Origin of the sequence: Lysinibacillus parviboronicapiens, from assembly GCF_003049575.1 — a bacterium.
Lineage (GTDB): Bacteria > Bacillota > Bacilli > Bacillales_A > Planococcaceae > Lysinibacillus > Lysinibacillus parviboronicapiens.
Genome location: NZ_PYWI01000026.1, coordinates 39,333 through 55,426 on the forward strand (window position 1 = coordinate 39,333; position 16,094 = coordinate 55,426).

Below are 16,094 nucleotides of genomic sequence, written 5' to 3' on the forward strand. Positions count from 1 at the left end.
GTTTCCTTTGCGAGACATATCTTGTGTAGTCCAAGTTCTTTTAAGGTGTGTCGATATTGACTCATTTGCTAGTCTTTGATGACAATGAGAGATAATCAGCTATATTGTAAAGTCTATAAAAACAAGTGTTGATTATCGGGTATTAATGATCATAAATATGTCTCGAACATCTATGTCAAACAGAGACAAACTAACCCCACCGTCCATCTATCCCAATATTCTATAAAAAGGAAATGATTCCCTTCTAATTTAGACAATAAAAACAGCGTTATGTTATATGTAAAAAATTGAAACGCTGTCATAACTGCTGGGCGTACCTATTTTTATTTCCTTTTACAAATCATCTTAGTGGGACTATATTTATGGGATTCTTCCTAGCAATGATGGCTAGTTGTTTAATGTTTAAAATCCTAACGGGCGCTTCAAAGGATATTATTTGATATCAAATGCTGTTCAAAATCGGTGTCCGATATGAAGTGTTAACAAAGTCTATTTATAAAGAAATATTCTTAGTTTTTCTATTCCCTGCGATAGTTGGTATTTTACATGTATTGGTTGGCATGAACCTATTTTCAACAATTTTAGCTGAACCTTATTTCCGTGTTTGGCTGCCAATTAATATATTTGTAGCTATTTACACAATATACTACTATATTACCGTTCAACTTTATAAAAAAATAGTTCTTCCGAAATTTTGAAGAAAAAATCTCTATGCTCTTTATTTAAAAAATGAGAAATCTCTGATCGGGCTCCACACTTGAAGGAGTTACAGTATGGAACAATGACAACTGATCGTGTGATTGGTTTGTATATTACAATTTAGCAACGTAAAAGCAGATAGTATTATTCTGAACGAACACGCTTAATAGAGAAGTCCCGGTACACCTCAATTTTTACTAAAACACGAACGAAAGCTCTTGTTAAAGGGGTCACTCTTCCTCATTTATCAATATGTTTATATTTCTTTATAACTTTTTTGTGACAAATAATATGTCTCATAATCTCTTAGGTGGAAAAATAATCGTATAATCCCCCATAAATTACCTATATAATTATGTATAAATTTAGATTATACGGTAATAAAATACTGATTCATTACTGAATTATACGTATTTTATACTATATTTGCTTAATTATGTGAAAAAAACTATTCTTTTTGGTGTAACAAAATTTACTCAAAGGGGAATATAGGATGAGAATTAGAGGGAAATTAGTACAAAAAACTCTAACGATAGCTGCTATTGCATCTATGGGGACAACATTTGCTTTAGCATCACCAAGTTTGGCTAGTGCGGATCAAATTAATACTTCTGGAGTACCTAGTGGTATACTAATAGAAGAAAATACTCCAACTAGTATTAATAAAAATGCTGTTGGTATTACAGATGTTCAATCCGAATTGAATAAAATTGGAACATACTATTATACTAACGAAATTGCAGGTACAAAAATCGAGTCATGGCCTACACTGACTTTTAAGGCAAAACCAGATAGTGTTGAGACAAAGCTTGACTTTAGTATTACGGGTACTTTAAATAAATTGAACTATGATACTACAACGGTCGACTACGTAACAATAGGTGAACTTGATAATACAAAAACTCCTATGGAACAGACGCTTACAACATCTAGTTATACCAAGAGTGTACAAGAAACAGTATCGACAGCGACGCAAAATGGTTTTAAATTTGGAGGGGCTGGTGACTTATTATTAAAAGTTCCACTACTCTTAGATAATATAAAAATAAATGCAGAATTTAATTCTTCTACTACAAAAACACAAACAACGTCCGAGACAAAAACAATAACATTACCTTCACAAAATATAAAAGTGCCACCGGGTAAAAAATATAGAGCAGTCGTTGTATTTGAACAATTAAATTTTTGGGGTGATGTTTCGTTTACCGGTGAAGGAATTAATCCGATGACTACAATAAAGGGAACTGCAACATATTGGGCTCCAAATGGTATGGGTGCTTGGAAAGAATACACTTGGAATAAATATACTGCTCTTTTTTGGAAGGAACTAACTGATGCTCAGAAAAAGGATTTAAATGGAATCGAATTCATTTACTATCCAAATACTGGTGGAGTTAAAATAAAAGCACAAGGAACTGGTAAAGTCGAAGGTATAATGGGTAGTAAAATAGATGTAGATATTTTAGATGTTACAAATCCATCAAAACATGAATTAGTAGAAACAAGAAGTTATCATTAATATTTTGAAGAAGTTCCAAACACTTTGATAGTAAGCAATCGACCAGGCGCTCATTTTTAAGTGAGTACCTGGCCTTTTTTCGTTTAGTATTCTCTTACTTTATTTGAGCTAAGAACGTACTATATAAAACCACTTATTAATGGTTATCTTAAAAGTAGAAGGAATTCTTTTATTCAATATTAATTCCTGCACTTGCAGTACCTTCAATTGCGAAATTTAGTGCAGGAGGATTTATTACTGATGAAATATAAAATACCAGTAACAAACGATCACCAGTGGAGACAGGCACTGGCTCGATTTCTGTTGAACCAAAGGTTATTCCTGCAAGAACTCCAGCAACAGGTGGTATTGTTAACATTAAAAAAATCACTACTCCGAAAAAACAATGAATATCCTAAAGGAACAAACCAAATTGGATGCCAAACACTCACCATTTCCCCACTCAAAAATATTGTCACACCGGCTATCATAATAAAAGTAGTCACAACTTGCCCCCAATAAGTCCAATCGTGTTAGACACGATCGTTGAAATCGCCATTGATAAAATACCAGTAACAAAGCAACTAGAAAAATGACCAGCACTGACAAAATGATATACTACAAAAACGTAATGTCATACCAAAGAATACCTTCGTTTAGTTTTGGAAACAGGTCGCTAATTTTGTCACCCACGATTTTTGATTAAGAGTACCCCATAAGATAGACACTAAAAAGTTTACTTATTGGGTACTTTTTTTGATATACGAAACATTAGAAAATGTAAAAAAGAATGTTATATCTGATTCTGTTAATATTTAAATTGGCTAATGAGCTGTTTTAATACGTCTGCCATATGCGCAAGAGCTTGTGCAGAAGCATTAATCTCTTCCATCGAAGCTAATTGTTCCTCTGTAGACGCTGCAACGTCCTCTGAAGCAGCTGCATTTCCTTTTGCGGAGAATGCCAAATTCTCCGTAATAGCCGTCACCTCTTGTACACTTGCTGACATCTGTTCAGACGCAGATGATACCTCTTCCATTTTAGGAGTAATTTTAACCATGCTTGTTTTAATCACTTGGAATTTCGCGATTGCTTCATCCGATACATGTAGTCCATTTTGAACATCCTCTGTAACTTTTGCCATGATATTTACGGATTGTTCTGTTTCTAACTGAATGCCATGGATTAGCTCGAAAATTTGTTGTGCAGATTCCTGTGATTGCTCCGCCAGCTTTCTTACTTCATCAGCAACAACCGCAAAGCCTTTTCCATGCTCCCCTGCTCTTGCTGCCTCAATTGCTGCATTGAGAGCCAGTAAGTTAGTTTGATCTGCGATGCTTGTAATGACATCTAAAATGGACGTAATTTGTTGAGAGCGTTCATGTAATGTTTGAATTTTCGTGTTAGAATCTGTTACTGATAAATGGATAGAATGCATTTGATCTTTTGTATTTTGGACTGCCTTTCCACCCTCATCAGCCTGTAGCGTTGCATGCTGTGAAAGGTCCGTCACAATAGAAGATATCTCTGCGATATGAAGAATAGCCTTAGAAAGCTCCTGTAACGATTCTGCATTCTTATTGGCACTCGTTGTTTGTGTGTCTGCACTCGAAGCGACATCTTGAATCGATATAGCCACCTTTTCTGTAGCAATGCTTGTTTGATTGGCATTGGCTGTTAGCTCTTCTGCCGACGAGGCTACCTCTTCAGCATTTTGTTCAATTTTTTGAATAAGAGTTCTTAAACTGTCTTGCATATCGTTAAAGGCTTGCCCTAGCTGTCCAATCTCATCATGAGATTTTACCGCCACTTTCTCAGTTAAATCACCCTTACTTATGGTTACTGCACTATCCTTGAGCGATTTAATCGGTTTTATAATCGCCTTCATGACAAAGAAGAATACAATCGCACTGATTACAATTGCAGCGATTAGTACGAGAAACGTTTTATACAAAATAGAGGATGCTGATTGGTCAATTTCCTCCGCAAAAATTGTTCCAGTAATTTTCCAATTTGTCAGTTCATTCGTTGTAAAGAACAAAATTCGGTCATCGCCGTCAAAGACATAATCATACGTGCCAGATTTGCTGTCGTACATTTGATTAAGGAAGTTCTCGTTTAATTTCTTACCTGCTTCTAAAGTAGGATGTGAAATGACCAAATTATTATCACCAAAAATAGAAGGATATCCATTTTTTCCGATACTAATAGAGTCCGAGACTTTTTGAATGTCTGTCAATTTTATATCAATTGCCACTACCCCAGATTGATCCTTTACCTGACGAGCAACTGTAACGACCATATCTCCAGTACCTGCATCAATGTAAGGATTTGTAATTAAAGTTTCGCCCTTTAATTCATTGGCCTTTTTATACCAATCCCTTTCCAACGGATTATAATCTGCACTATTTATTTTTGGTTCTTGAATAAATGCTCCCTCATTTGTTCCAACATAAATACTTAAAACATCTGGACTCAGCTTCATATATTGTTGAAAATTTTCTAGTATTGTCGATTCCTTCTGATCGTACTGAGAAGACGTTATTTCATTGCTAAAAATAGTGATTTCGTTTATTTTTTCGCTAATGGTTTTATCAATTAACGAATTTAAAATTTCCACACTTACATCTGCACTAAAAAGTATTTCTTCTTTTATCGAATTTTTTGCTGAAAGATACGATAAGCTTCCTACAGAAATAACTGGGATTAGTAAGATAAGAGCAAATAATGTGTACAGTTTACCCTTAAAGGTTCCAAATAATTTTTTCAAAAACAGCTCTCCTTTTGTCTTCATTTAGTTTTTAAAATGTGTTGTTAGTTTCTTTTTAAAGAATGCCGCCCCCTACTCTTACAATCTTCCCTTATTTTATCGTTTAAATTTCACCCTAAGCTTTTATCGGACGAAATACTTAAATTCAAACCCACTTTTTCATTTTTTTGATTTTCGTAACATAAAACCTTCTATTTTTGCATTTCTTCATCACTCAACTAAAATAGAGCCCCTACACCTATCGCTGGATATCACCCTGAATACAATAAGGAATCTGAAGAAGAATGGTATCAAACGAACGACAGGTACATTTATCAACTCGGATCAAGGCTTCAACTATATCAATCCATGTCACATTGAGGAAACTGTTGGGATAAACCACAAGAACAAGAACAGGGTTTCAATTGACTAACTTTTCAGAATATAATATAATGATTGTACAGAACAACCTCTATTGTTCTGTATCTCACTATTTGCGTAATGTACAGGCGCTATGTTTTTTACAAACTTAAACGACTTCAGCGGGCTTACAATTGAATATTGATATTGTTTGAACAAAATTTTCGAAAGATTAACGGGCGTATCGCGTCACCGATTATCTTTTGACATAAGCATGTGAGAGAAACAAATAAAAGTGAACACTTTCCCTTAGAAATTAGATTTTGTTAACCCGCATAGTGAATGTACAATACAAAATAAGTGAACCCACAGTTAGTTTTGTTTTCACGGCCAAGTAGGCGTACACCCATTGCTAGCAGCAGTGTGATGGATTTTTTCATTAATTGATGTTACCTTCTTCTATTCAGAGTGTTGGATATGTGTGAACGTAACTCCTCCCTTTAATGGGAAATGAATCACCTCGTAACTGCTTACAATTTGTGAAATGCTGTTCATCTGAGTCGCGTTAACAACAAATAGAATGATCGTTTTAGGCAACGATTTTTCCGAAGTACGGAACATTTAAGCCATCAGTAATAACGAAGCACTAAGCTTGAAGGAAGTAGGAACTAAAGTGATGTTATGTAATACCTTCCCGCTGAAGGAACAATAAAAGCTGCCCATCTTGATAATAGATGTTGGCAGCTTTTATATTTTGCCTATCCGTGTTGCCGCAATATCCCCAATTTGCACCCGGTCCTAAGCGTTTTACGCCTGCATACCCAACGACACCAGCGCACTGTCAAATGACTAGCGAACAGCACCAATGACTTCATCAATTTCCGCAAGTAGTGCCGCATTTTTCATCGTTGTGCTTAATTTCAAGTAGCTTTGATCGACTTGCATAACGGCTACATGCATGCCCTCCTTCAAGCTTGCACTTGGGACAGGCATCATGCTTTCCGTATCGAATGTCATGAGTAAGTCGGGAAATTTAGATTGGATAGTTCCTGCTTTTGCTAATGTCATATACTCGTTCCAGAATGTTAAGGAGAAGTCCTCCACCATTAACTTGCCTACGTCAAAGCCATTTTCCTTTGTTAGAGAATAGTTTGTTACTTTTCCAGAGACAATGTGTACGCCATGCAAGTGACGCAAGACATTTTGCAATTTTTCATCCATTGTTTGTCCCTTAAGGTAGCTATAGCCTAGCGCAATGGCATCAGAAATGGCATATGGTGCGCCATGTTCTTTTAAATAGCCAATGGTTACTGGGTTTCGCGTTACCCCCACCATACCACCAGCTAACACCGAAGCATGACGAACGCTTTTGGCCGTATTTTGCAAATCCCCTTCTACAAAACCTTGTAATGCCCATTTATTTTTTCCACCAGCATAAAATTGCACGGATTGATAATGTGGTTGTTCGTGTAAATTCAAGGAACCCATGATGCCTGTTGGATGTGCTCGCCCATTACAAGGGGCATCCACGACTGGTACATGTAATAACACCGATTGCAGCCAGCCATTAATTGTCGTAATCGCCCCGTTTTCGTTCGTAATGATGCCTTTTAGTCGATTAGCCATATAGCTATTCATTTTACTAAAGCTCCAGCATAGCTGTTCATTTGATATATATTGATTGGCTGCTGACGGAGCACCCACCATGGCCACACAAGCGATTAAATCATCCTCGCTCAATTCGGATATATCCATTAACTGAGGTGCCCCCACCGCGAAAATTTCCTCCACAAGCTTTAAGCCTTCCTCAAGTAGGCCACCCCCACCGCCTCCTAGAATCGTACCGCCATAGACAGCTGCAATACCATCTTCATACGTTAACACTTTTACCATCAAGATACCCCCTTGCTATTTCCCCATTTTGAAAATGGAAGAGAAGAAACTATATAAAGCATCTCCAGCAATGACACCCGCTGCAAACACCGTCATTTCAGACTCTTTCTTTCCTTTCGTGACTTTCGTGAAAATAATACGCAGTAAAATACCGATTAATACTGCCCAGCCGGCAAGGGGATTAACAAGCAATAAACCTGTCGCAAACAAGATACCCATTTGTCTCTTTGACCCACCAAGAAGTTGAATCAAGGCGCCTGGAATGGCCCAAATCATTAACTGTTTCGCCACGTCGCCTGTAACACCCGATTGAATAGTTGCCGCATAAACATGGTTGACTGGCGCTACTAAATCTTGTGCAAAATAAGATTTGTACGATAGTAAAACTACAATGGCAGAAATAGAAAAGGCTACTATCCCAGCGATCATTTGCTGTTTGCGTCCTTCTTTTTCTAATGCTGGATCACTACCATGTCCACGTAAAATATAACCCGTTTTCAAATCATAGCCCATATCCGCAAATGCCACACCTGTTGCTGCACTATAGCCAGCTAATAACGCAAGGGCTGGCGGCGGAAAACCAATCAAAATGCCGACAATCAGTGTAATAAACGCAACAGCAAATGCTGGGAACCAACCAGCATGCATGGCGGCAATCCCCACAATAAGCTCATGTACAAAAGCCGCAATGGTTGCGAACACGATAAAGGCTATTAACATACCAAAAGACATGTGAGAAATGATTCCACCTAATAATGCGATTAATAATGAAATCATTAAATATGCGATAAATCCGGCACCAAAGGCCTGTCTGATTTCTTTTTCATCTTTTGAATATTGCCATTCTTCTGTCTTTTTAGCAGACTTCTTTGTTAATAATGCAAAAGCTACTTGGAACAGCGCCACAATCCCTGCACCAATCATAATGCCATGCGGAATATAGTATTGATTTAAATCTACATTAAATAATTGAACCGAATAGCCTCTAAGTAAAAGACCGATTCCAAACATGGTCAGCGCCCAAATATTGCCGATAAACGCGACACCAAAAGCTGACATTGGAATTTTTAGTACGGAGCCCACAATACCGACTAACACACCACCGATTAAAACTTTTGCATTCTTACCGCCCTTATCTCCAGCTTTGATCGCTTCAGCAGTGGCAATCCCCGGTGGCCAAGTACCAGCCGCCGGGAAAATCTTCGTATCAAAAAATTTATATAATAATAAAGCATCCACAAACATCGCTAAAATCACACCAATAAATAATGGTAGAACTAAAGATTCATAACCTAAAACATAAGGAATTCCAATAGGCAACATTAAACTACTCGCTGCACTAAACGTTGCCGCGGATATCGCCGTTTGAATAATATTTTGTCTATGCACTGATTTGAACGCTATGAATTTTCCAATCGGAATTCTTCCTAAAATCATGGCGAAGATAGCACCGACAATCGACGTATTTGCAGAAATCCCTAAAGAAGTAATCAGTTGCATCCCAATGATGGCACCAACAACAGATGTAAACACGATCATCAGTAGAGTCATAGGTTCTAAGGCTCTAGGATGTAGTACTTTATTATTCATGAAATCAGCTCCTATCTTGTTTTATAGTTTAGTAATGTGAGATTGAATTTGATGAGAAACTTGTAATAGCTGTTCAAGCATATATTTCTCTCTCTGTTCATCCATGTCATATATCAAACCAGAAATCGTAAGAGACGCCATAATCTCTTTCTTGTTATTGAATAATGGAACACTTATACCAAAAGCATGTTCATTGTACTCACCTACTGTCATACACCAATTATGTTGTCGAATGGTTTGCAGCTCATTTTTCAAGTGCGCAAGAAGCTGTTTATGTTCTTCTTCAGACTGTTTTTCATGAAAATACGCTAACAATTCAAGCTGTTGTTCTTCCTCTAAATAGGCAAACATTACTTTACAGGAAGCACCGATATAAAGCGGTGTTTTCGTTCCTAATGACACCGCATATTTTATATTCTTACTACTTTCAGCTATTTTGGTTGTGACACCATATTCATTATCCATATAAGTTAGAAATACTGATTCATTGATTTCACTCGCGAGATTTTGCATCAATTCATAAATGGCCGAATGCGGGTCACTTGAATGCGAAAGGACGTCATAAAATATAAACATTTTGTAGCCCATTTTATATTTTTTAGTACTTTCATCTTGTATTAGGTACCCTGCTTCTGTAAATGTATTGATTGTTCTTTGTACAACGCTTGTATGCATGTTTGTCATGCGTGAAATTTCACGCACTCCTAATGCGTTTTCTGTTGATGCAAAACATTCTAGTATAGCCAATGAGTTTTTTAACGTCTTGACAGTCATTACCTGCTCCTTCTCTATGTGTTTTTATAGCGATAGAACTTGTGTGCCATGTCCAAAGAAATGTATTCATTTAACAAGTCCTTTTCGATTGCGTCTATGCTTCTCTCCTCGGGGCTGCCATAACCGCCCCCTGTTGCCGTAACAAGCTCTAGTTGATCTCCTTTGTGCAGTTCATAATTTGCGAGTACACCAATTGGCCCAACCTTTGTGCCATCTTGTTTATGAATAATCAGATAGTTATGTGAGCCTTCATGTCCGCCATTTAAGCCAAAAGGTGAAAATTGATGTCTACCTAAGTTGACTGAAACCTTTTGCCCATCATTATTTATGCTATAAACTCGACGCACCCCTAAACCACCTCTAAATTTCCCTGCTCCTGCACCATCACAGTTTAAGCTATATTCATCGATATGGATACCATATTTTGTCTCCGCTATCTCTACAGGGAGGTTATAGGTTTCCCCATCCCCCATACAATATTGCCCGCTTTGCCCATCGACATCATTGGAAGCACCCCAACCACCAACAGAAGGCTCAACAATTAGGAATGAATCGTCATTGTGTGGGTTTTTGCCCGTTAAAATAAATGTACAAACTGACTGTAAATGGCCTGCTGAAAGTCTGTCTGGCAGGTGCTGCGCAAGTGCTTTCCATATTAAATCGGCTGCGCCAATACGCGCCTCAAAGTTCATAGAAACGGGATGTGGTCGTTTGGCAGAGACGATTGAATTTTCATCTGTTATGATTTTCAAACGATGAAATACCCCTTCATTGATGACATCAATATCACCCAGTAACGCTAAAAACATCACCCTCACACTGGCCATTAATCCAAATTGTGAACAGTTGACAGGTACATGCACCGCCGGATGTGACCCTCTGAAGTCACAAATAAATTGTTGGTCACTAATGGTCACCTTTACTTTTATAGGATATGGTCCACCTTTTAATGGATCACCCTCAATAAAGTCTTCGGCATAAAACTCACCCTTTGGTAAATGTTGCAGTTCGAGTTGTGCTATTTTTTCACCCTTATCCAATAACTTTTGGGTGGACAATTTTACAGCATCCGCACCGAATTTCTGACAAAGTTCACGTATGCGTTTTTCGCCTGTTTTCAATGCGGCAACTTGTGCCAACATATCGCCGATGGATAGTTCTGGTAAACGCACATTGGTCGCAATGATTTCATAGACCGCTGCACTCAGTTCACCTTTTTGATAGAGCTTAACCCCTGGTAACTGTAAGCCTTCTTGATAGATTTCATTTGAATTGCTAGTAAATGAACCTGGGTCCATTCCGCCAACTTCTGTCCAGTGCGCTTTATTGGCCGAATAAGCGATTATTTCTCCCTTGTAGAAGATAGGTAGTACTAAGCCAACATCGGATAAATGCGAGCCACCCCCAACATAGGGGTCATTAATAATAATGACATCACCTTCGTGTAAATCCTCACCGCCATTAAACTTGTCAATAACATGCTGGACCATTGGACTTAACATACCGATAAAGCTGGTCACACCGTTTCCTTGGCTAATCAAATTACCTTTTGCATCTGTTAAGCCACATGCATAATCTAAAACCTCATAGATAACAGGACTCATTGAAGAACGGGCTAAAGCGACAAACATTTCATCTCCGATGGCCAGCAACGAATCCTGAATAATTTCTAACGCAAAAACATCTTTATTCATGCTTTACTTCCCCTCCATCTCTACAATTAGGTTGCCGTATTTATCCATTGCAATGGATTGCTTGTCATAGATGACTACCGTAGAGCTAGGACTTTCGACAATGGCTGGGCCTTGAATCACATAGCCGGGCACTAACTTTTGCTGATCATAAACATTTACATCTACCCAACCTGTATGTTTTACATATAATCGACGTGTCGATTTCATGCAAGTGGTACTATCAATGTGCGAGAAATCTAATTCCTTAAATTGAATCGCTTCATCTTTACCATAAATCGTGAGATGAAGATTCACGAGCTCAATCGGTGTTTGAGGTAACTCAAAAGAAAATTCTTGTTGATGTTTAATATGGAAGGCTGTTGTTAAGCACTGTAGTTCCGCCTCATCGAGACAATCATTGGATGAGTTTAACTTTACAGTGTGCTCCTGGCCTTTATAACGTAAATCGTAATTCATTTCAACATGATAATGCTCTTGTGCGAATGGCGCTTCAGCATAAGCTTTTTGCATCACTTCTGCCATATTTCGTTGAATTTCCGCTAAATGATCTTTATGGAAGTTCAATAAATTGGTTTGGATATAATCTTGTCGGTATTCGGTCATCATCATACCTAAAGCTGAAAAAACGGATGAACCATATGGAATAATGACTTTTTTCATGCCTAATTCTTGTGCTAAATGAATAGCATGTAGGGGACCACCGCCACCAAAGGCCACCATTGTAAACTCCGCTGGGTCATAACCTTTACGAATAGAGATTAACTTAAGTGCATTTAACATATTCGAATTGGCTATATCTAAAATTCCTTGGGCCGCCTCTTCAGCCGTAACATTAAATGGTTTGGCAATCGATTGCATAAGCGCCTCTTCAATTTTGTTCATAGCTACTGGATGATCAAAATTTGCTAATGATAATCTTCCCAAATAGACATTCGCATCTGTAATGGTTGGTTGCGTATTGCCTAAGCCATACGCTACAGGGCCCGGATTAGCTCCAGCAGAATCTGGACCTACTTTTAATGAGCCAAATTGGTCGACTCTTGCAATGGAACCCCCACCATTGCCAATCTCCACAATATCGACAACAGGTGTTTTAATGGGATATCCTGCAAACTTGTCGTTTTTTTCGATATAGTAATCTGTTGTGACATTCACTTTGCCATCGGTAATCAGCGAACATTTCGCCGTCGTTCCGCCAACATCAAAAGCGATAATATTGGATTCATTGAGCAGCTGACCTAATTTAGCAGCGCCGAACATGCCTGCAACAGGGCCAGATTCAACGAGGTTGATTGGCAACTCCATTGCTTTATCAAAACTGGTCGTCCCCCCATTGGATTGCATAATTTTTAAATGTTCTGTAATACCAATTGTCCCTAATTTTTCTTGTAAACTTTTTAAATAAGCATGAGCAATTGGTTTTACATATGAATTTAAGACGGTTGTATTGGTTCTTTCATATTCTCGATATTCTTTAATGGTTTCACTCGAAAGTGTTATATAGACCTCTGGCCAAATCTTTAAAATTTCTTCTTTTAGTTGTCTTTCATGCGTTGGGTTTTTATAGCCGTGAATGAATGAAATGGCAATGGCTTCGACACCCAAGGCTTTAAATTTATTGACTAACGGAGCTACGTCATCAATGTTAAGCGCTTTCATGATATTTCCTTTAAAATCGATTCTTTCATCGATTTCTTGTCTTAAATAGCGCTCTACAAAAGGTACCGGCTTGTTATATTTAAAATTGTACAAATCTGGTCGATTCCCCCGAGCAATTTCTAAGACATCACGGAAACCTTTTGTCGTAATTAACCCAACTACTCCCCCTTTTCTTTCCGTTAACGTGTTAATAATAACGGTCGAACCATGAATAAATGACTCGACCAACGATTGTTCCGTTACATGTCGACGTAAGACATGTAAAATCCCATCCTCAAAATGGCCTGGCGTTGTATGCCCCTTATCAAAATGAAGATTCCCCTGTTCATCTGTGAATACTAAATCGGTAAAAGTTCCACCAATATCTGTTGCTATTTTCAAATCCTCATCCCCTTCTGTTCCGATTATAGGAACACTGTTCCATTTAGAATTAGGTAAATTATATTTAAAAAAGAAAGAAAATTCAATATATTTTTACTATAATTTTTTATTCGGTCGCTTTTTTATAGTAAAAACCCGCTATTTCAATCGCTTTAACGTAAAAATCATCCTATAATTCCCAAGAACCCTTTTGTTTGTCCTTGCAATGAGCGGCATCTACACCGATTTATGTGATTTTGGATTGTCGATTTTCTCCCAATAAAAAAAGCCTATTCGAAAAAAGTATTCGAATACGCTTTCAGCGAAATGAAGCAAATCGCCGACATATTGACATGTTAAGCCAGTTCTTTAACAATGCCGTAATACACCAAATCCTCATATTTACCATCTTTCATAACATGGTCTTTTAAAGTCCCTTCCTTTTCCATGCCAATCTTCTCCATTACTTTTCCTGAAGCAGGGTTCGATGCAAAATAACGTGCAAACACTTTGTGCAGCTTCTTTTCTTCAAAAGCAAATTGTAATATTGACTGCGCTGCCTCAGTTGCATAGCCATTGCCCCAATATTGTTCGCCGATCCAATAGGCTAGTTCTCCTTGGTTAAAGCGTGGATTGTTCGATAACGCAATAGCGCCCAATACTTCACCACTGTCTTTGTCTGTTACCGCAAACTCATATGATTTATCTGCCATAAAATTATCATAATGATGCTCCATCCATAATAAAGCATCGTTTAAACTATATGGATAAGGTAAATACAAAGTATTTTTGTAAATTTGATAGTTATTGCATAGCGCCGCAACCGCTTCGGCATCAGATGTTTGAAACAATCTAAGGACCAGTCTTTCTGTCGTTATCATTAATTTTTCACGAACATATCCCATTTCCATCGACTCCCTTTCTGTCCAAATACGAGCCCTTTCTTAACAAGGCAATTTCATACATGATAAATTCTACAAATATGCCCAAAAACCTTGTTATCGATCATTTTCTAGTTTCAAAAGGAGATGGTCCTTACCGTCTCAGTACAGCCCAACACTTGTAATAGTAGCTATTTTTCCTTCTCCACTCTCCTTTGTGAAACGTGTAATGATAATGTGTTTGGTCGTCAATTTCAATTTCTCCATTTAAACGAAAGCCGCATTTTTCAATCACTTTATTTGAACTTACATTGCGGGGCACAACCACTGCATTAAGGTGTTCTACATCTGTCTGGTCAAACAAATATTACAGCAAGCCTTTTACTGCTCTTGTGGTGTAGCCACGATTTCTGTAATGTTTTGATATTGCATAGGCAATTTCCCGGTTTGGTTCCCTTAGCTCTTCTTTCATACCTGTGTTGCAAAAGCCTATGAATTCGCCCGTATCCTTTAAGATCATGCCCAACCTCAAATAATTGTGACCACTGATATGAGGGACGGCTGACAAAAACTCTTTATTTTCAGGTATCTCATAATTTGTCACCCAGTCTAATCGTTGTGCTCTCGTGGAACGCCAGTCCGGCAAAAATTCATAAACTTCCGGTTGTGAAGTCAGTTCATAAAGAGCATCAACATCTTCCATACTAAACTCTCTCAGTAATATTTCACCTCAGTCTATTGTAAATAAATTGTTCATCTCTCCATCCCCTATAGCTCGATAAAATTAAAAAATCTTCAAATCTTTTTTTAAATAGTAATGCTGAAAAACTCTACCGACATTATCTAAACTGCCAAACACTTTATAGCCATGTTTTTCATAAAAACCTAACGCTTGAAAACTTAACGTATCCACCTTTATGAAATCACAGTCTTTTTCTACAGCGATGTTCTCAAGCTCTACTAATAATGTCGTTCCCAATCCTGATTTTCGTAATTCTTCATCAATCATAAACGTATGAATTTCCAACCAGTTCCAACATACTTCAGCAAGTATGCCACCACGGACAATGCCCTTGTCATCTTTAAGAAATAAATTAATTTCTTCGTATCTGCCGCTTAAATCTTCCGGAAAATGCTTTAAATTAAATTGATAAAGCGCCTCTTCAATTTTCTGTTTATCCTTGTTATTTATTTCTTGCGTAATCGAAAATTTCATCTTTCATCTCTCCTTTTATCTTAAGAGTTGATTTGATTATAGCCGACTGACATTCCTTGAAAAACGTTAGCACAAGAAGCGACTGTTTTTTTATGTTAATAGATGATTTATTACTTCAAGTCTTAGGAAAAATACCTGATGTAACTCTTTTTAATATTTTTCTTAATGGCCATTGGCATAAAGATATTGTGATGATAATTATCAAAATGAAAACAAATGATTGCAGAAAACGACTTGAAAATTGTCCAGCAATCCAATTACCTCCATAATAAATGCAAATAACCCCCAAAAAAACCGTGGAAAGATAGGCAAAAGAAGCGAGAATTAATTGTTTAGCCGTTAATTGTTTTATTGATTCTCTGTTTTTGTGTATAAGATTGATTGCCGCAAATATACAATAAGCTATAATCATAATTGTAAACACACAAATACATCTCCTTTTAACGATCTCCCTTTATAAATATCCATATTATAACATTTTTTTATTGAACTAAACGTAAGCCCGTAATCAAATAACGCATATAATCATTCAAGCACCTCCGGTACGATAGACGTATCAAATGAAGGAGATGCTTTCTTATGCCGATTACCAAACTAACAATTGTCCCCGTGACACTAAATCCTATCACTGATGAATCTTCACCTATCATGCCAACAAAAAATACCCCTGGTCCGAGCTGTGTCATCAAAACAGCGAGTGCTGAAATTTCCTTCTTCAATG

Annotated in this window: 11 protein-coding genes and 2 pseudogenes; 2 read left to right on the forward strand and 11 right to left on the reverse strand. The window is 37.4% G+C overall.

Annotated features, from left to right (window positions below; translation table 11 throughout):
- Positions 1-338: 338 nt before the first annotated feature.
- Both C9J35_RS18220 and C9J35_RS18225 read left to right on the forward strand, forming a co-directional pair.
- Positions 339-698, forward strand: a pseudogene (locus C9J35_RS18220) (ABC transporter permease); the annotation flags it as partial.
- A gap of 494 nt (positions 699-1,192) precedes the next feature.
- Entirely contained in the window at positions 1,193-2,218 is a 1,026-nt protein-coding gene (locus tag C9J35_RS18225; RefSeq protein WP_167396008.1) for an ETX/MTX2 family pore-forming toxin, read from the forward strand.
- 169 nt (positions 2,219-2,387) lie between these two features.
- On the opposite strand, the gene C9J35_RS18230 is transcribed toward C9J35_RS18225, so the two are convergent.
- From C9J35_RS18230 to C9J35_RS18280, 11 genes and pseudogenes are all read right to left on the reverse strand, one after another.
- Complete coding sequence (locus C9J35_RS18230) at positions 2,388-2,576, reverse strand: hypothetical protein (RefSeq protein WP_054768694.1); 189 nt, start codon at positions 2,574-2,576, stop codon at positions 2,388-2,390.
- Positions 2,577-3,005: 429 nt separating this feature from the next.
- On the reverse strand, positions 3,006-4,967 hold the full coding sequence (locus C9J35_RS18235) for a methyl-accepting chemotaxis protein (protein ID WP_107925756.1): 1,962 nt from the start codon (positions 4,965-4,967) through the stop codon (positions 3,006-3,008).
- Between the two features lie 1,188 nt (positions 4,968-6,155).
- Positions 6,156-7,199 carry an S-methyl thiohydantoin desulfurase domain-containing protein gene (locus tag C9J35_RS18240; RefSeq protein ID WP_054768693.1) on the reverse strand — a complete coding sequence of 348 codons (1,044 nt, stop codon included), beginning with the start codon at positions 7,197-7,199 and terminating at the stop codon, positions 6,156-6,158.
- A 15-nt stretch (positions 7,200-7,214) separates the two neighbouring features.
- Positions 7,215-8,789 (reverse strand): OPT/YSL family transporter, encoded by a 1,575-nt coding sequence (locus C9J35_RS18245; RefSeq protein WP_107925758.1) that lies wholly within the window; start codon positions 8,787-8,789, stop codon positions 7,215-7,217.
- A gap of 21 nt (positions 8,790-8,810) precedes the next feature.
- On the reverse strand, positions 8,811-9,563 hold the full coding sequence (locus C9J35_RS18250) for an IclR family transcriptional regulator (protein ID WP_107925760.1): 753 nt from the start codon (positions 9,561-9,563) through the stop codon (positions 8,811-8,813).
- 14 nt (positions 9,564-9,577) lie between these two features.
- Positions 9,578-11,257, reverse strand: coding sequence for a hydantoinase B/oxoprolinase family protein (locus C9J35_RS18255; protein ID WP_107925762.1), 1,680 nt, complete (start codon positions 11,255-11,257; stop codon positions 9,578-9,580).
- Between the two features lie 3 nt (positions 11,258-11,260).
- Positions 11,261-13,297 carry a hydantoinase/oxoprolinase family protein gene (locus tag C9J35_RS18260; protein ID WP_107925764.1) on the reverse strand — a complete coding sequence of 679 codons (2,037 nt, stop codon included), beginning with the start codon at positions 13,295-13,297 and terminating at the stop codon, positions 11,261-11,263.
- Positions 13,298-13,632: 335 nt separating this feature from the next.
- Entirely contained in the window at positions 13,633-14,181 is a 549-nt protein-coding gene (locus C9J35_RS18265) for a GNAT family N-acetyltransferase (protein WP_054768705.1), read from the reverse strand.
- Between the two features lie 130 nt (positions 14,182-14,311).
- Positions 14,312-14,881 (reverse strand): annotated as a pseudogene (locus tag C9J35_RS18270) (GNAT family N-acetyltransferase).
- Positions 14,882-14,941: 60 nt separating this feature from the next.
- Positions 14,942-15,373 carry a GNAT family N-acetyltransferase gene (locus C9J35_RS18275; protein WP_107925766.1) on the reverse strand — a complete coding sequence of 144 codons (432 nt, stop codon included), beginning with the start codon at positions 15,371-15,373 and terminating at the stop codon, positions 14,942-14,944.
- Positions 15,374-15,488: 115 nt separating this feature from the next.
- Entirely contained in the window at positions 15,489-15,797 is a 309-nt protein-coding gene (locus tag C9J35_RS18280; protein WP_054768692.1) for a hypothetical protein, read from the reverse strand.
- Between the last annotated feature and the right edge of the window lie 297 nt (positions 15,798-16,094).